Origin of the sequence: Mesorhizobium sp. WSM4306, assembly GCF_007003975.1 — a bacterium.
Lineage (GTDB): Bacteria > Pseudomonadota > Alphaproteobacteria > Rhizobiales > Rhizobiaceae > Mesorhizobium.
Window position 1 is genome coordinate 104,127 of sequence record NZ_VFTC01000021.1, and the last position, 17,589, is coordinate 121,715.

Genomic DNA, 17,589 nt, shown 5'->3' on the forward strand with positions numbered 1-17,589 from the left:
ATCAGGTCTTCACGGACGGCAATTCCGACACCAGCCGGAGCGAGGCGTTGATGCCTTCCAGCTGGTAGTGCGGGCGCAGATAGAAGCGGGCGTTGTAGTAGCCCGGCCGGCCCTCCACGCTGTCGACCTGCACCTCGGCAGCGGCAAGCGGACGCTTGGCGCGTGCCTTGTCGTCGGCGAAGGCCGGGTTGGCCAGCACGTACCGGTTGATCCATTCGGTCAACCAGATCTGCATGTCGGAGCGTTCCTTGAACGAGCCGATCTTGTCGCGCGCAATGGCCTTGAGGTAGTGCGCGAAACGGGAAACCGGGAACAGATACGGCAGGTTGGCGGAGAGCCGTTCATTGGACTGGGCGTCGGGATCGACAAGGCGTCCGGCACGCGTCTCGTCGTCCTGCAGCGAGTGGGCGCCGATGAAGGCAGCCAGATCGGTGTTCTTGCGGTGCAGGATCGGCATCAGGCCGAGCTTGGCCAGTTCCGCCTCGCGCCGGTCATCGATGGCGACTTCGGTCGGGCATTTCATCGCGATCGAGCCGTCATCCGTCGGGAAAGCGTGCACCGGCAGGTTGAGCACCGTGCCGCCGTTCTCGACGCCGCGGATCTGCGTGCCCCAGCCGAACAATTTGTGGCTGCGGTTGATGTTGACGCCCATCGGGAAGGCGGCGTTCATCCAGACATATTTGTTGTGGTCGCCATGCACCTCCTCCTCGAAGGAGAAGCCCTTGACCGGAACGGTCTCGGACCCGTAGGGCAGCCGCGCCAGCACACGCGGCATGGTGAGGCCAATATAGCGGGCGTCCTCGCTTTCGCGCAGCGACTGCCACGAGGCATAGGCCGGATTGTTCACGATCATCTGCAGGTCCTGCGGGTTGGGCAGTTCCTGCCAGCTGTCCATGCGGAACAGCCGCGGTGAGGCGGCGGCGATGAACGGCGTGTGCGCCGAGGCGCAGATGCCGGATATGTTGCGCAGCAGGCCGACGTCGCGCGGATGGTTCGAAAACTCGTAGGCGCCAACGATGCAGCCGATCGGCTCGCCGCCGAGCATCGAATACTCGTCCGTATAGACTTTCTTGAAGATCGGGCTCTGGTCCCACATCTGGCCTTCATAGTCTTCAAGCGTGTCGGCCAGTTGCTCCTTGGAGATGTTCATCACCCGGATCTTGAGATGCTTTGCATCCGTCTCGGTGTTGTTGATGAGATACCAAAGGCCGCGCCATGTGCCTTCCATCTCCCGCACTTCCGGGGCGTGCAGGATTTCGTTGACCTGCGTCGTCAGCATCTTATCGATGCCGGCGATCAGCGACTTGATCGATTTGATCGAGTTCGACGAAATCGTCGTCGTCTCGGAGCGCGACTGCGCTGCCAGCGCCAGGTTGCGCACCAGCTGCTGCAGCTTCTCGCTGTCGTCCTTCTTGACCTTGAAGTCCTTCTCCAGCAGCTGGCTGAATTCGCCGAGATCGACGGCCTCGGCTTCGGCGACGGATGCTGCGGTCTTTTGCTGTTCGGCCATGATCTATTCCTCGCCCTTGTCGTCGTCGGACATCGCCTGGCTGGCGATCTGTGCCAGCAGCGGCTGATTGTTCAGCAGCTGGGCGATGCGCTTTTCGGCATCGACGCGACCGTCCATGAAGCCGAGCAGTTCCTCGAGCTGGCGCCGCATCTTGAGGATCTCGGCCAGTTGCGGAACCTGTTCGGCGATCTTGTCGGGGGCGAAATCGCCCATCTTGGTGAAGGTCAGGTCGAGCGCGAGCTCTTCGTCGCGCTCCTGGCCTTCGACCTGCGGCAGGGTGTTCTTCACCCGCGCCTTGACCCTGGGTCCCAGCGCTTCCATGAATTTGGGGAAGCGGTTGGCATCGGTCTCGACAAAGGAACGGTCGAGCACCGTCTTTGCCGCTTCCCTGGTCTGCGATGCGCCCGACAGGTCGGCCATCACGCCCATGACGAACGGCAGTTCGATCGTCGTCGGGCTGCCGTAGGTTTCGACATCGTAGGCGATCTGCACGCGCGGGGCGCGATTTCGCTCGATGACTTTCGCTTTGCTTTCGGCTGGCATGTGTTGCTACCTTTCATCCTTCTGGGCAGTCTTCTTGGCGTCGGGAACGCCGGCGAGCAGCCGGAATTCCTTCAGCCCCGACGGGGCGAGATCTTCCATCAGTTCAACAAAATCCATGTGCACCATGCGGCGCACCCGGCGGGCGAGATGCGGGATCGGGCTCGACGGCTCGGTGCGGTCGTAGAAGGCCACCACAAGGTCGAGGCATTTCACCACATCGTCGCGCGAGGAAATCCTGTCGGGGAGCCCCGCACCTGGCTCTGCGTAGCTTGCCATCGTCTCGGCTCCATGACCGTTTCTGGCCGGCATTGCCGGGCTTGGCGTGGCAGGCGCCGGGCTGGCTGCGCCATTCGTCGCCGCCGGGGCCGTCGTTTCCACCGCCGTATTGCGTTCCAGCGTCGTCAGCATGCGCTGCAAAAACCGCTTCAGGTCCGGGACGGCAGCGCCGCTGCCCTCAAGACGCGCGTTCAGCGCCGTGTCGACCGCGTCGAGCGCCTCGATCGCGCCGTGAGCATCGGCGATAAATGCCGTCATCTGTTCGCCGGCCTGATCCATCTGCGCGGCGCATCCGCTGCCCACCCGGTTCAGGAGTTGCCCGTGCGCGCTGACCAGCGCTGCCTTTTCGGCGGCATTCAATCCCGACGCTGCTTCCTGAAGCATGACTCGATCGTCGAGCGCGCCCTGTTCCAGATCGCGTCCAGTAATCGGCCCCATGGGTCGTGGGGCGAAGAAAATCATCTGCCTGAGGTCCGCCAGCAATCCGTCCTGGCTGTTCTGCAGGTCGGCCAGAGCGTTGAGGCGGCGCAAGGCTGCGTCGCGCGGCTGACCGCCGGGCCGCAGCGCCGGGTGCATCGTCTCCCAATGCGCCTCGAAAGTCCGCGCGATCAGTGTCAGGCCCTGCGCCAGCCCGGCGAGCCCTTCTTCATTGGCGAGCGCCCGAGCGACGATGACAAGCAGGCGCAGGTCGCGGCCATGCGAACGCAATTCCTCGGCCTTGCCAAGAACGGCAGGCCAATCGACGGGTATAGTCGATTGCGCGGCAGGCTTGTTGCGCCCGTCATGGACGACCTTGACCTGCGGCTCGGTGAGGCGCTCGAGCTCGTGAAAGGCCGGATCGTTGCGCAAGTCTTCGCCTGACGGATTTTCACCGTCCAACGGAGCAAGCCAGAGTGCGAGATCGATCACAGCTACCCCCAGCGACCGGCTCTAAAACCGTACGTGACCCAACGTTAGCACACGGTTGCACCCTACCACAATTCGGCAAACCGCTCAAAAGTTAACGGGCGCTAATGCCAGCCAGTGCAACTGCATCTCGAATGGCGCAATCTATGGCGTGCTTGCCCAGCCCCCGTATGTGAAGCGCATCGCATAGAATTGGAAAAATTCGTGGTTGTCTGCATTTGATGGCGCGGGACTTTCCACAAAGGGAAGCGGCCGGCTGAATGACGCGCTTTGTCAAGCGGCTGCTTATGTGGCAGGCTGTCGACGGGCAGATTGCAGGAGCACGTTCGATGGAACAGCGCCGGTCATCGCAGGGTTTCAAACGCAAGGAACTGGTGGGCAAGCTCAATCCGGTCTGCCTGCGCGCCTTCAAGGCCGCCGCCGACAGCGCCAAGCTGCGCGGCAATCCTTACGTCGAACTTGTCCATTTCATCGAGCAACTGGTGTTGTCCGAGCGCTCGGACGTGCAGATGATCATTGCCGATGCCGGCATCGATGCCAGCCGGCTGACCAGCGACATGACCCGCGCGGTCGACAAGCTGCCTTACGGCGCAACCTCGATCGAGGAATTTTCCGACCACATCTTCCATGCCATCCAGGAAGCCTGGAACCTGGCGACGCTGGAGTTCGGCGTGGAAGAGGTACGCAGCGCCCATATCGTGCTCGCCTGCCGGAAGACGCCGGTGCTGGAAGGCCTGGTGTCGAAGATCAGCGCCGAGTTCGACAAGATCGACGCCGACGCGGTCATCGCCCGCTTTGCCGAAGTGGTGGAGGGGTCGCTGGAAGCCGGTGCAGCGGCTGCGGCAACTCCCGCCGCGGAGGCGCCACGGCGGGCTCCGGGTGGGGAGTCCGCGCTGGCGAAATACGCCACCGACCTCACCCAGCGCGCCCATGACGGCAAGATCGATCCGGTCGTCGGTCGTGACCCGGAGATACGGCAGATCATCGATATCCTGATGCGGCGCCGGCAGAACAACCCGATCCTGACCGGCGAGGCCGGCGTCGGCAAGACCGCGGTGGTCGAGGGCTTTGCCTTGCGCATCGCCCAGGGCGATGTGCCGCCACCGCTGCAAGGCATCAGCGTGCGCATGCTCGATGTCGGCCTGATGCAGGCCGGCGCCAGCGTCAAGGGCGAGTTCGAAAAGCGCTTGAAGACGGTCATCGACGAGGTCCAATCCTCCGAAACGCCGGTCATTCTGTTCATCGACGAGGCTCATACGCTGATCGGCGCCGGCGGTGCCGCCGGAACCGGCGACGCGGCCAATCTCTTGAAGCCGGCGCTGGCGCGCGGCGAGCTGCGTACCATCGCGGCCACCACCTGGGCCGAATATAAGCAGCACATCGAAAAGGACCCGGCGCTCACCCGCCGTTTCCAGGTGGTCAAGATCGACGAGCCGTCGGAAGCGGTGGCCGTTCTCATGCTGCGCGGCGTCGCCGGGGTGCTCGAACAGCACCACGAGGTGCAGATCCTCGACGAGGCCATCGAGGCGGCGGTCGGCCTGTCGCACCGCTACATCCCGGCGCGGCAATTGCCTGACAAGGCGGTGAGCCTGCTCGACACCGCTTGTGCCAGGGTCGCGGTCTCGCAGCATGCCACGCCGGCCGAGGTCGAGGACATTTTGCGCCGCCGCCAGGCGCTGGAGGTCGAAAGCGGCATCATCGGCCGCGAAGCCGCGATCGGCATCGAAGTGGCCGAGCGCCAGGCGCGGGTCGAAGCCGGGCTCGCCGAGACTGAGACCACGCTCGCTACTGCGCAGGAGCGCTGGGAGCGCGAAAAGGCGCTTGTCGCCGAAATCCTCGAATTGCGCGCGCGGCTGCGCGGCGAGGGCGTGCCGCTCGATGAGGTAGCAACCGCCGAGGCTGACGCCGAAACGGCAGCGCCGGACGCGGAAAAGACCAAGGTGCCGAGGGCCGAGCCGCCCAAGGCTGAAACGGCAAAGGCTGAAACGGCCAAGAGCAAAAAATCCAAGGCCAAGGCTGGAACGGCTGCGGCGGATGCCGACACGCCTCCAGCCGACCCGGCCGCCGATCTCGTGCGGCTGCGTGAACTCATGGCCGAGCTTGCCACGGCGCAGGGCGAGACACCGCTGATCCTGCCCTCCGTCGACCGCAATGCGGTGGCTGCCGTGGTCCAGGATTGGACCGGCATCCCGACGGGGAGAATGCTGTCCAGCCAGACCGAGAAGGCGCTCAAGCTCGCCGAGACTTTGTCCGAGCGTGTCGTCGGCCAGGACCATGCCATGGAGATGATCGCCAAGCGGGTGCAGACGAGCCGCGCCGGGCTCGGCGCGCCGGAAAAGCCGGTCGGCGTGTTCCTACTTTGCGGTCCATCGGGCGTCGGTAAGACCGAGACGGCGCTGGCGCTCGCCGAAACGCTTTATGGCGGCGAGCAGAACCTGATTTCGATCAACATGTCCGAATTCCAGGAAGCACACACCGTCTCGACGCTGAAGGGCGCACCGCCCGGCTATGTCGGCTACGGCAAGGGCGGCATCCTGACCGAGGCCGTGCGCAGAAAACCCTATTCGGTGATCTTGCTCGACGAGGTCGAGAAGGCGCATCCCGATGTCCACGAAATCTTCTTCCAGGTTTTCGACAAGGGCATGATGGACGACAGCGAGGGAAGGCGCATCGACTTCAAGAACACGTTGATCCTGCTGACCTCCAATGTCGGCTCCGAAGTCATCATGGAGCGGACCGGCAACGGCACGGTGAGGGCGGGGCTCGACGGCCTCGACACCGCCCTGCGCGCCCCGTTGCTGAAGGTATTCCCGGCGGCCTTTCTCGGCCGCGTCGTGACCATTCCCTACTATCCGCTGTCGGATTCGATGATCGAAGCCATCACCCGCCACCAATTCGGCAAGATCGCCCGGCGGCTGCGCGCCAGCCACGACGCCGAACTGGTGATCGGCGATGGCGTCATGGAGCTGGTCAAGGCGCGCTGCACGGAGATCGAGTCCGGCGGACGCATGATCGACGCCATCCTGACTAACACGCTGCTGCCGGAACTCAGCCGTGGCGTGCTGAATCGTTCGCTCGACGGCGAGAAGATGACCAAGGTGACGGTCAGCGCTTCCGCGGACGGGTTTGCCTATTCGTTCGAATAGGTCTCACAGCGAGCCTGCGGCGGCTCTATTGCTGCGGTGTCTCCGTCTCGGCGCGGATCAGTTTGATGTCGGCGCCCGCCGCCCAGGCGCCGATGTCCTCGCGCCGCAACGCCGCCGCCATCATGTCGGGAAACAGGTCCGGCGTGCAGGCAAAGACCGGTATGCCGAGTGCGGCGACCGAGGCCGACATTACCGGATCATAGCCCGGCCGGCCCTGATCGGTCAGCGCCAGCAGAACCACGACATTGACGCCGGACCGGACCAGCGCCGCCAGTCGCCGCAGCAAGTCCTGGCCATTGCCGCCTTCATAAAGGTCGGTGATCAGCACGAAGTGGGATTTGGTCGGCCGCTCGATGCGGTCGGCGCAGTAGGCGACCGCCTGGTTGATGTCGGTGCCGCCGCCGAGCTGCACGCCAAACAGCACTTCGACGGGGTCGCTGAGCTCCTCGGTCAGGTCGACGATGGCCGTATCGAAGCAGACCAGCTTGGTGCGCACCACCGGCAGCGAGGCCATGACAGCGGCGAAGATCGAGGCATAGATCACCGAGCTCGCCATCGAGCCGGACTGGTCGACGCACAGCACCACCTCGTCGAGATCGACAAGCCGGCGCTGCTTGCGCATGAAGCCGACGAGTTTTTCCGGCACGATGGTTTTGTGCTCCGGCTGGTAGTGTCGAAGATTGGCCGAGATGGTGCGCGGCCAGTCGATGTCGCATTGGCGCGGGTGGTTGGTGCGCCGCGAGCGGTCGAGCGCGCCGCGGATCGCCTCGGCGGTCTTCTGCTCCAGCCGCTGCATCAGCTTGGCGACGATGTCGGCGATGATGGTGCGGGCAATGTCCTTGGTCTTGGCCGGCATCACCGAGCGCAGCGAAATCAGGTCGGCGACCAGATTGACGTCGGCCTCGATTGCCTTGAGGAATTCCGGCTCCATCAGCATCTGCTTCAGGTTCAGCCGTTCGAAGGCATCCTTCTGCACGATCTGGACGACCTGCGCCGGAAAGAACGATCTGATATCGCCCATCCATTGCGCCACACGCGGCGCCGAGCGGCCGAGCCCGCCGCGGCGCTTGCGCGGGTCGGCATCGGCACTGGCGCCGTCGCCGTAAAGCGCATCGAGCGCCGACGACAGTTTTTTGTCGGCGCTGGAAAGGGCTGAGGAAGCCTCGTCATCGGCGCCGATCGCCAGCCGCCAGCGGCGCTCGCGTCCGCCATCGGCCGATGGTGCGGAGTCTTCCCCGTTTGTTTCGTCATCCATCGTCACGCTCCGCCCGCCAGCAGGGGCCTAAGCTTTTCCAGATGCCGGCGCCAGCCCTCGCCGCCATCCGGGGCCGGCATCAGTCCGGCCGGCAGCCGTGCGGTGCGGCCGAGCACGGCCTCGATCAGCCGTCGGCGCTCCATGCTGTCCAGATTGGAGAAGACGCGGCGCAGCAACGGCAGATGCGCGATGAAGGCCTCCTCGTCGAGGAATTTGAGCCAGGCATCGACAGCGCCGCGCAGGCCCTCGTCATAGATCAGCCGTTGGCCGGCGGTGCTGAAGAAGCCTTCGAAGAATCCCGCCGCCTGCGCCACCGGCGTTCCCGGCGACAGCCTGCGCCCGAGCAGTCCGGCGGCGTCCTCGGCCGACAGCTGGCCAGCTTCGTAGAGCAGATGCGCGGCGCAGCCGGCGAGCACCGCCGTCGAGCGCTGCCCTTCGAGCACTCCTGTCAGCCCGTTGCGCCAGGCATCGAGCACGCCTTCGCCAGGCTCGACCAGGCGTATCGCCGCATCCGCCTTGCGCACCGCGCCGACCAGCGTCGTTGCCGCCTGCTCGTCCAGGTCGCGCACCGCATAAGGCAAGGCGATTGCGCCCTCGACGATCAGCCGTTCCAACAAACCGGACAGCCGGTTGGTTTCGGTCTTGCGCGCCTCGCCGTAACGGATGATGTCGGCAAGCGGCGGCACCGAGGCCAGGATTTCGAGGCATTCGCTGCTGTGCGCGGCGCGCGCCTCCAGCGCCGCGAGGCCGGCGCTCGCGGCCTCCGACAGATCCGCCGTGATGGCGCTCTGGACCAGTGCGGCAAGCGTGTCGAGGCTGACTGCGGCGCCGAGCATCTGGATCAGGCGGCCATTGGCGGCCTTTTCGATGGTCGGGCCATAGATCAGGTTCTCGACCAGGCGCACGGCATATTCCGGCTCCCAGGCCAGCGTCCACTTTTCGCGAAAGGTGCCGCGGCTGCGACCGGCGTCGGCCAACCTGCCCCATTGCACGCCGAGCACGTTCAGCCGGTGCAGCAATGTCGAGCGAAACAACCCGCTTTCGCTGCGCAAATCGACGGACAGTTCGCGCTCCAGCGCCTCCGGCTTCAGCCGTGCCGCCTTCTGGTTGCGCTGCAGATCCTCGATCAGCGGCGCCAGCGGGGTGTCGGGCGGAATCTCGCCGACATCCGCGCCCAGGAGCAACTCGGCCTCGACCAGCGCCCACAGCAGTGCCTCGCCGTTGAACAGCGCTGCGATCGCGGCGTCGCGCAATTCCTCGAAGCCGGGTTTCGGCCGCTCGCGAATGGCAGCCAGTGTGCGCGCAAGCCGCTCGGCTTCGATCAGCGATGCCGTCGAAACCAGGTGGCCCTTCGCCCGCAGCACCGCCGCGATCATCGCCAGCCACAGCGTCGCTGCGTCGCGCCGGCCGCGCGTGCGCCACAGATGCTTGCACCAGCCCGGCGCGACGACGCCGGCGCCGTAGCCATAGCCCAGTGCCAGCCGCGGTCCGGTCCATGGCGCCCAGGTCATGATGCTCTTGCGCCGGGCAATTCCCTTGATCAGGGCCTGGTCGTTTTTCTGCGTGTGCGCGGCCTGCAAAGCCGGCACGTGCCACGCGCCACAGACGACGGCGATCGGTCCATCGAATTCCTTGCGCGCGGCGGCGATTTCCAGCCGCATATGCGCCTCACGCTTGGCCTCGAACGGTGCGATCGTGCCTTCGCCATCGCGCAGCGTCGTCATCGCATCGGCGATGGCCGCGAAGATCGGACCCGGCTGCGGGTTCTGCTCGATGATGTCGGCCCACCAGCTCTCGCCGTCCTCATAGCCGGCGGCCTGAGCCAGCGTGCCGATCGGATCGCGATGCGACGCCGCCTCGCCATCCTCGCCATCCTCGCCGGTGAGCTCGGCCGCATCGGCGTCGTCCGTCGTGTCGACGTTGTCGGTTGCTGGCGGGGTGAACCGCGCCGACGACGGCAGGTCGATGAACCGCAGCGCTGCCTTGTTCTCCACCGCCCATACTGCCGCTTGGTATTCCGGCGAGAACTCGGCGAACGGCCAGAAGCTGGTCGCGGCCGGATCGTCCTCGGGGTAGCAGAGCAGCGCCACCGGCGGCTGCATTTCCGGACGCGCCAACAGCGGCAGCAGGGCGGACGCATCGCTCGGCCCCTCGATCAGCACGGCGACCGGCTGCAGGTCGCGCAGCGCCTGCACCAGGCTGCTGGCGGAGCCAGGCCCGTGATGGCGGATGCCGAAATAGGCGACGTCGCTCATGACCTCAGATCGCTGCGTTCAGCGCCGCGTAATAGCCGGCATAATCGGGACGCTTCTTGAGCACCGTTTCGAGATATTCCTCCAGCACCACCTTGTCCTGCACCGGGTCCTTGATGACGGCGCCGACAAGGCTGGCGGCGAGGCCTTCGGCGCCGAGCTTGCCGCTGTCGAACCACGCCGCCTGGCTGAGGCCGCCGACCATGGTGGCGATCGCCTCGGCGGTCGATAACGAGCCCGAAGGCGTCTTCAGCGTCACCTTGCCGTCAGCGGTGGCGCCCGAGCGCAACTCGCGGAAGATGGTCAGCACGCGGGCGATCTCCTCGCCGACATTCTTAGGCACCGGCAGGTCGAGGCCGCCGGCCATCTCGTCGACCCGCTTGGCCACGATCGCCACCTCTTCGGCCATGTCTTCAGGCAGCGGCAGCACCACCACGTTGAAGCGGCGCTTGAGCGCTGAGGACAGTTCGTTGACGCCCTTGTCGCGGTTGTTGGCAGTGGCGATGATGTTGAAGCCGCGCTGGGCGTAGATCGAGGTGTTGAGTTCCGGGATCGGCATCATCTTTTCCGACAGCACGGTGATCAGCGTGTCCTGCACGTCGGAGCCCATGCGGGTCAGCTCTTCCAGCCGGCAAAGCTTGCCGCTCTCCATGGCGCGATAGAGCGGCGTCGGCACCAGCGCCTCCTGGCTCGGCCCCTTGGCCAGAAGCTGCGCATAGTTCCAGCCATAGCGAATCTGGTTCTCGTCGGTGCCGGCCGTGCACTGCACGATCAGCGTGGAATTGCCCATGATGGCGGCGGCGAGATGTTCCGACACCCAGGACTTGGCGGTGCCGGGAACGCCGAGCAGCAGCAGCGCGCGGTCGGTGGCGAGTGTCGCGACGGCGGTTTCCATCAGCCGGCGGCGGCCAACATATTTCGGCGATATCACGGTGCCGTCGCTTGCCTTGCCGCCCAAGAGATAGGTCAGCACGGCCTTTGGCGACAGGCTCCAGCCCGCCGGCTTCTGCCGGTCGTCATTGCGCGCCAGAGCCTGCAGTTCAGCGGCATAAGCCTGCTCGACGGGGAGGCGGATGGCTGCGTTCATTGTGCTGTTCTCCGATTGCTCATGTGTTGGGTCCAGGCCCGGTCAGGGCTGCGTTGAGGCGAAGGAAAGCGAGCGAAGCGGCCGCCGGCGGCATGCCGGCCGCGACAATGTCGCCGATCAGTCGTTCCGCTGTCGCCGCAGTGGCAAGAAAGCCTATCGTTTCCAGGGCGTGGTCTGCGCTTCGCTTCGCGGGCTCGTCGTTTCCCGCAACCTTGGAGCGCAGTGCCGACAGCGCCTTGCCATTTGTCAGATCGCCCCATTCAAGCCAGCTTGCCTCGGCGCCTTCCACCAGGTTGAGCGCTTCAAGATTCTGCGCGTCCTTCAGGATCTGCCTGATCAGAGTACGCTTCCTGCCGCTGTCCAGACGCAACATGAGGTGGAAGACGAAAAGCGCCGACTTGCCGCCCTCGGCGGCCAGCGTATCCGCCATCTGCGCCACCGTGGCATCGCTGCCGGACACCGCGACCATCCGAACGAGAGACAGATCGGCTTTGTCGTCGACACCGAACTGCCATGACCCGATGAAATCGGATTCTGTTTTACCGAAGCGCGCGGCAAGATCGACCAGGTAACAGCTTGCAAACAGGTCGACGCGCCGACTTTCTTGGGCAGCCGACTTCAGCTTTGCCGGCGTGTAGGTGGTGCGGCGGCGGATGAAGCCGGATTTGCCTTCTGCGATGAAGGCGGCGAGTTCGGCAACGGGATCGTCGGCTCCGCCATCGCCGGCGCGGCCGTGCTCGCCCAGCCTTGCCAGCAGCCGCCCTGCCAGTTCCTGCACCTTGCCGGAGCGGTCGCCGGCCAGGCTTTTCAGGAACGGCGCATCCGCGGGCGTCAGGCCGAAATGCATGAGTTCGATCAGCGCCAGCCGGACCTCCGCCGGTTCGCCCGGCGCCTTGGTCTCAATCAGCGAACGGGCCGCCGCCGGATCGCGGCGGCGCATCTCGCCCAGCGCGATGCGGCGCGCGGCGGGATAGAAGTCATCCCAGTTCTGCGCCGTCAGCTGCTCCTGCGGGGCAATCCTCGGCCCCTCCAAGCTGGCCTGCCAGTCGATCCATGGCGCATACACGTCGGGGCTGTTCTGGTCTGATGCCGAGGGCATCCAGTCCATCGGATGGAGCACGTAGCCCCGGCTGGCGACAAGCGTCGCGACGCGCGACTTGCGCCGCGCATCGGCGGCGTTCTTCAGGGCAGCCCGCAACAGTGGCCGCAGACGCTCCGGCAGCAGCGGCAAGCCAAGCCTCGGCAGCGGCGGACGGCTCTTCAGCGTCTTCGGCGCGGCAGGCCGCAAGCCGACGTCGAGCGCCTGCGCGGCGATCGCCAGCAGCCGCCGCTCCCGCTCGTCCGGGCTTGCGCCGCCGGCAAGTTCCTTCCACGCGGCCGGCGCCAGATCGAATGTGGTCCCGCCGGTGATCCAGCAGTCGCGCATTGTCGCCAGGCCGGCCTGCTCGAGTTCGTTCATGACAGATCGAGCCTCCCGAAGCCGCTTTGCGCGGCCAAGAGATCCAGCCGAGCGCCGTTCCACAGTGCTGCGGTTGCCGCGAGATCGAGGCCAAGCACGGTCTGATCGACGGTTCCGGCGACCGGCAGGGCGATCCCTTGCGGATCGTGCGCTGCTTGCCACCAGGCAGCGCCGCGCTCATCGAGCAGGATGGCGCCGGCCGGCAGCATCAGCGGACAGTCGGTGGACCAGGGGGCTACGTCCTGTTGCGATGCATGGGCCGCGAGCGGATCCCTGATTGCGCCGGGCCCGAAATCGGGCCAGGCGCCGGACCCGACATCGCCCTTGCGCTCCGCCACCAGCGCGCGGAGCGGCTGGCGCGCCGGATAAAACGCCAGCCTTGCATCGAACCTGTCGCCGGGCGTGAACGCCGCCGAGCGGCGGCCGGCCGAGGCGGGAAAGAAATCGAGCAGCAGCGCAAATTGCGGCGCCGGGCTCTTGAGGTCGAGCAGCCATGTCGAATGGCTGACAAGGCCGTCGCGGCGGGTCTCGATCTTCTCGCCGATGACTTCCCAATGGCTGTCGACCTGTTTTGCATCGGGATTGGTCAGCACCTGGTCACGAGTTTCTGACGCCGACACCAGCCGCTTCAGTTCGGGATCGTCGGGCGCGGAACGCCAGGCCTTGGCCAGCAACACCAGTTTACCGAGCTCGCGGATCGCCGCATCCGGCCGTTCCTCGCTGCGCAGCGCCATCAGCCGCGCCGGGATTTCGTCGATGCGTCCGGCAAGCGCCGTCGCCTTCATGTCGACCAGTCTGGCGGCGATCCGGCGGCAGCGCTCGCTGCTGGCATCGGCAAAGGCGGAGAGGCCGAGCCGCAGCTGATCGGCGATCCACTGGTCGAGTTCGTCCAGCGCTCCCGCCACCGCGGTCCGCGTGTCTTCCGCCCGTTTGCGCTGCGCCGCCTCGCGGCGCTCCGCTGCGGCAGCGTCCTCGATTGCGGTGTCTTCGTCGGGCTGCGAGGCCTCGCCGATGCTCTTGCCGGACGCGCCGGTCCCAGTGCCCGGCTTTGCATCAGCCGGCTGGGCTGCCGTCTTCCTGCGCCGGCTGAGCCAGTCATTCACCCATTCCGGCGTCGATTCGGCTGCAGTGAAGCTGGCCGGCGCGGTGGCGGCGATCCACATCAGCGCCAGCGTGTGCTTGCACGGAAATTTTCGCGACGGGCAGGTGCATTTGTAGCCGTGGTCGCCGGTGTCGACCACGGTGCGATAGGGGTTGGAGCCGGAGCCCTGGCACTCCCCCCAGATCAGCGCCTGCTGCTCGTTCTTCTCCAGCCTCGGCCAGTTCGAACGCTTGGTCAGCTTCGAGGCGGCGCTCAGCGACGCCTGATCGGGGGCCAGCGCCTCGATGGTTTTCAGGTCGAATTCCAAGCCGCGCCTCTCGTCACCCCAAATCAATGCCTGGCATCAGTATAGGGTGCCGTTTGTGAAGGATTGTTGTGGCTCCGGCAAGACGAAGATGGCGCAGATCAATAGAGCGGCGTTGCCATGTGCCGGGGCGTTGGCCATTCCGTCGTGACGCCCGGCTGCACCGGCCGTTCGAGATAGGTCGACAGCACGACATAGCTTCGCGTCGAGGTGACGCCGGGCGTTTCGTAGAGACGCGCCAACAAGCCTTCGAGCGCCCTGGTGTCCTCGGTGCGGACCTTGAGCAACATGCAGGTGTCGCCGGCTACCGAATGGATCTCTTCAACTTCCGGGTATTGGGAAACGGCCATCAGCTCCGGCGTCTTGCCCCAGCCCTTGGTATCGATATGGACGAAGGTGAGCAGCGGCTTCTTCACTGCCTTGGGGTCGATGATCACGGCTGTGCCACGGATGGCGCCGCTGCGCCGCAGGCGCTTCACCCGCTCATGCGCCGCCGGTGGCGACAGGCAGACGCGTTCGCCAAGTTCGGCGTAACTGATCGTTGCATCCTCGACCAACACGCCTAATATTTTTCGGTCGATCGCGTCGAGCTCGCGGGCGGCTACCTTGTTCTGCAGAACACCATCTGTTTCTTCATCCATAACGAAATTCCTTGTTGTCGCAGAATTTAATTCGGCCACTATGCCGATATGACGAACACACATCAAGCCGCAACGCTCCCAACAACAGCACCGATCCCGGCTCTGGCCTATCTCCTGACCGGCTGCATCGCCGTTATCGGCTCGAACTCGCTGGTTCTGGGTCCGATCGCCCCGGCAGTGGCGGCATCCTTCGGCACCAGCGTGCCGGCGGTGATGGCCGCGTCGGCTGCCTTCGGCCTCGGCACTTCGGCCAGCGCTTTGTTCCTCGCCCGTTATATCGACGGCGTCGGCGCCCGACGCATGCTGCAGGGCGCGCTGCTGTTGCTGGCGGTTGCACTTCTCGCCAGTGCGCTGGCGCCGACGGTGATCGCGCTGGTCGCGGCCCAGGCGGTCGCCGGCATCGCCGCCGGCGTCGCCATGCCGGCGATCTACGCCAGTGCGGCGGCCATCGCGCCGCCCGGCCGCGAAAGCGGCACCATCGGCGTCGTGCTGACCGGCTGGACGGTTTCCATGGTGGCCGGCGTTTCGCTGTCGGCCGTGCTTGCCGATCTCGTCCATTGGCGCGCCGTCTTCGCCGCGGTGGCGGTGCTCTCAGGACTTGCGCTCGCCGCTCTGTCGATGACCTCGCTCAGTGACGTCAGGAAGAGCGGCCCGGCGCCGACGCCGTTCGGTGCGCTCGCCATTCCCGGCATCGTGCCGTTGCTCATCGCCTGCACCGCTTTCATGACCGCTTTTTACGGCGTCTACGGCTATCTCGGCGACCATCTGCACCAGGATCTCGGTGAGCCCGTCAGCGCAAATGCGCTTGCCGCTCTCGCCTACGGCGCCGGCTTCGGCACGGCCGCCTTTCTCGATGGCGTCATCGATCGCATCGGCGCGCGCCGCGTCATGCCTTTCGCCTATCTGCTGGTCGCCGCCGTCTATGTCGCGATCGCGCTCGCAAGCAGCAATTTCGCGCTGATCCTGGCCATGATCGCCATTTGGGGCCTTGCCAATCATTTCGGCCTGAATGTGCTGGTGATGCGCCTCACCGCGCTCGATCCGTCGCGCCGCGGCACCATCATGGGCCTCAACAGTTCGGTCACCTATCTCGCGGTGTTTATCGGCACCACCAGCTTCGGGCCGCTTTATTCGACATTCGGCTTTGCCGCCTGCGCGATTGTCGCCGCCGTGCTGATGCTGATCGCGGCCGCGGCGGGGACCTGGCGTTCGCCCATCAGATCGTAGGCCGATGCGGCAAAGCTTGCATCCCCATCCCGTCCTTCGCTAGAGGTTCGGCTCACCGTGCGAGCCAAGCCAGATGAAGACGACGCTTGAGACGACCGCCGATCCCTCACCAAAGGACCTCGCCTTCCTGGCCGAGCGGTTGACAGCGTTCAATGACGGCGATGTCGGCCCTTCCGGCCGCCAGCCGCTCGCCGTCTTCGTGCGCGACGAGGACGGCGCTGTCGTCGCCGGCATTTGGGGATACACCGCCTGGGGCTGGCTCTATGTGCAATGGCTGTGGGTCGACGAACGCCTGCGCGGCCGGCATATGGCCGGCGACATGCTGGATGCCGCCGAGCGGGAAGCGTTGGCGCGTGGCTGCCAGAACGCCTGGATCGACACGTTCAATCCCATTGCGGCCAAGGTCTATGAGCGGCAAGGTTACCGGCCGTTCGGTGTACTGCCGGATTTTCCTGTCGGCCGCAGCCGCATCTTCCTGCAGAAGAAACTGGTGGCCTAGCCCGCCAGCCTTCCGCCTTGCATTGGTCGTGGCGCCCCGGTGGTGCTGGGGAAGCTGATCGGCAAGCCGCGCAAAACGCGCACCGCCAGGAAGGCAAAACACTCGGCTTCGACCGCATCGCCCTTCCAGCCCAGCGTCTCGGCCTGCACCACCTCGACGCCGGCGCGGCGGCTAAGCATCGCCATCATCGTCGGGTTGCGGCGCCCGCCGCCGCTGACCGCCAGTCGCTTCGGCCGGCGCGGCAGCAGGTCGAGCGCCTTGCCGACGGCCGAGACGGTGAAGGCCGTCAGTGTCGCCGCACCGTCCTCGGCGCTGAGGCCGTCGGCCATCGCCGAAGTGAAGTCGAAGCGATCGAGCGATTTCGGATAGGGTTTTGTCAGGTACGGATGCTGCAGCAATTTGGCCAACCGTGCTTCGTCGACTGTGCCGGCCGCGCCCAGCCTGCCGTCGCGGTCCATCTCGCCCAGGCCATTTGCCTTGATGAAATCATTGAGCGGCGCGTTGGCCGGGCCGGTATCGAAGGCGATGATGTTGCCCTTGCCGTCCCACCAGGTGATGTTGCCGACGCCGCCGAGATTGAGCACCGCCGTGTCGCCGCTGACGTCGGCCTCCCTGAGCAGCGCGGCGTGATAGGCGGCCGCCAACGGCGCACCCTGGCCGCCGGCGCGCACATCGGCCGAGCGGAAATCGTAGGCGACCTTGGCGCCCAGGATGGTATGCATCAGCTCGCCGTCGCCGAGCTGGCGCGTGTCGCCGCGCCGTCCCGGCTCCGGGGCGCGATGCAGCACGGTCTGGCCGTGGAAGCCGACCACGCCGATATCGGCCATGGTCAAGCCGTAGCTCTCGACGAGGGCCTTCACCGCAGCCGATTGCGCCCGCGTCAGCGCCTCTTCGGCCTCACCGAAGATCGCCGGCTCCGGCCCGTCGAAATTCCATACCCTGGCCTGGCGCAGCGTCTCCTCCAGCAGGGCGCGAATCTCTGCGGGGTAGGGGGCCAGCGTATAGGTGCCGAAATCAGCGATACGCTCGCCATCGGTCTTGATCAGCGCGACGTCGATATTGCCGTCAAGCACGGTGCCGGTCATCAGGCCGACGGCCCAGATTGGTTCCATGGTCGCTTTCTCGAATCGCCGTTGAACCACGTGTCGGACGGATCGGTCGGGCAGGCAAGTCTTTTGCCTGTAGTGATCAAGGCAAGTGTTTCAGGATTTGAATTCCCCCGGGCGCTAGCGCTGCCCCTCACCTGCCTGCCGGCATCCTCTCCCCGTATAGTGACGGGGAGAGGGGCGCTTTGGTCTATGACTTGGGTTGTGTGCGTCAAGTTCTGCAAAAAGGGGCGGCCATGTCGCTGGTCATGCGGCTTGGCGCAGAGCGAGCTTCTT

General features: G+C 65.7%; 13 protein-coding genes. 3 read left to right on the top strand and 10 right to left on the bottom strand.

All coding sequences use genetic code 11. The annotated features are described in order from the left end of the window. Nucleotide 1: 1 nt before the first annotated feature. The 3 genes from tssC to tssA are packed head-to-tail and all read right to left on the bottom strand — an operon-like array spanning nucleotide 2 to nucleotide 3,238. Entirely contained in the window at nucleotides 2-1,510 is a 1,509-nt protein-coding gene (tssC, locus tag FJV77_RS22665; protein WP_112565910.1) for a type VI secretion system contractile sheath large subunit, read from the bottom strand. 3 nt (nucleotides 1,511-1,513) lie between these two features. Further along, nucleotides 1,514-2,053, bottom strand: coding sequence for a type VI secretion system contractile sheath small subunit (gene tssB, locus FJV77_RS22670; protein WP_142868838.1), 540 nt, complete (start codon nucleotides 2,051-2,053; stop codon nucleotides 1,514-1,516). 6 nt (nucleotides 2,054-2,059) lie between these two features. Further along, entirely contained in the window at nucleotides 2,060-3,238 is a 1,179-nt protein-coding gene (gene tssA / locus FJV77_RS22675) for a type VI secretion system protein TssA (RefSeq protein WP_142868839.1), read from the bottom strand. A 326-nt stretch (nucleotides 3,239-3,564) separates the two neighbouring features. On the opposite strand from tssA, the gene tssH reads away from it, so the two are divergent. Next, nucleotides 3,565-6,381 (top strand): type VI secretion system ATPase TssH, encoded by a 2,817-nt coding sequence (gene tssH, locus FJV77_RS22680; RefSeq protein ID WP_142868854.1) that lies wholly within the window; start codon nucleotides 3,565-3,567, stop codon nucleotides 6,379-6,381. A 25-nt stretch (nucleotides 6,382-6,406) separates the two neighbouring features. Here tssH and FJV77_RS22685 read toward each other — a convergent pair whose 3' ends face one another. The 6 genes from FJV77_RS22685 to FJV77_RS22710 form a co-directional block, all read right to left on the bottom strand. Further along, on the bottom strand, nucleotides 6,407-7,636 hold the full coding sequence (locus FJV77_RS22685) for a VWA domain-containing protein (protein ID WP_142868840.1): 1,230 nt from the start codon (nucleotides 7,634-7,636) through the stop codon (nucleotides 6,407-6,409). Between the two features lie 2 nt (nucleotides 7,637-7,638). Next, nucleotides 7,639-9,891: a DUF5682 family protein gene (locus tag FJV77_RS22690; protein WP_142868841.1), complete on the bottom strand. Its 2,253-nt coding sequence runs from the start codon at nucleotides 9,889-9,891 to the stop codon at nucleotides 7,639-7,641. Nucleotides 9,892-9,895: 4 nt separating this feature from the next. Continuing rightward, nucleotides 9,896-10,975, bottom strand: coding sequence for an AAA family ATPase (locus tag FJV77_RS22695; RefSeq protein ID WP_142868842.1), 1,080 nt, complete (start codon nucleotides 10,973-10,975; stop codon nucleotides 9,896-9,898). Between the two features lie 19 nt (nucleotides 10,976-10,994). After that, entirely contained in the window at nucleotides 10,995-12,434 is a 1,440-nt protein-coding gene (locus tag FJV77_RS22700; RefSeq protein ID WP_142868843.1) for a DUF5691 domain-containing protein, read from the bottom strand. Beyond that, entirely contained in the window at nucleotides 12,431-13,843 is a 1,413-nt protein-coding gene (locus tag FJV77_RS22705; RefSeq protein WP_142868844.1) for an SWIM zinc finger family protein, read from the bottom strand. The genes FJV77_RS22700 and FJV77_RS22705 overlap by 4 nt, the downstream gene beginning before the upstream one ends. A gap of 98 nt (nucleotides 13,844-13,941) precedes the next feature. After that, the gene (locus tag FJV77_RS22710; protein WP_142868845.1) at nucleotides 13,942-14,481 is read right to left on the bottom strand and encodes an Lrp/AsnC family transcriptional regulator; all 540 of its coding nucleotides are present in this window, start codon (nucleotides 14,479-14,481) and stop codon (nucleotides 13,942-13,944) included. Between the two features lie 48 nt (nucleotides 14,482-14,529). Here FJV77_RS22710 and FJV77_RS22715 point away from each other — a divergent pair, with 48 nt between their 5' ends. Together FJV77_RS22715 and FJV77_RS22720 are read left to right on the top strand one after the other, a co-directional pair. Then, nucleotides 14,530-15,708 carry an MFS transporter gene (locus tag FJV77_RS22715; RefSeq protein WP_142868846.1) on the top strand — a complete coding sequence of 393 codons (1,179 nt, stop codon included), beginning with the start codon at nucleotides 14,530-14,532 and terminating at the stop codon, nucleotides 15,706-15,708. A 73-nt stretch (nucleotides 15,709-15,781) separates the two neighbouring features. Beyond that, entirely contained in the window at nucleotides 15,782-16,207 is a 426-nt protein-coding gene (locus FJV77_RS22720; RefSeq protein ID WP_142868847.1) for a GNAT family N-acetyltransferase, read from the top strand. Here the strand turns inward: FJV77_RS22720 and FJV77_RS22725 are convergent. Next, entirely contained in the window at nucleotides 16,204-17,319 is a 1,116-nt protein-coding gene (locus tag FJV77_RS22725; RefSeq protein ID WP_142868848.1) for an anhydro-N-acetylmuramic acid kinase, read from the bottom strand. The two genes, FJV77_RS22720 and FJV77_RS22725, sit on opposite strands and share 4 nt — an antisense overlap. Nucleotides 17,320-17,589: the final 270 nt, after the last annotated feature.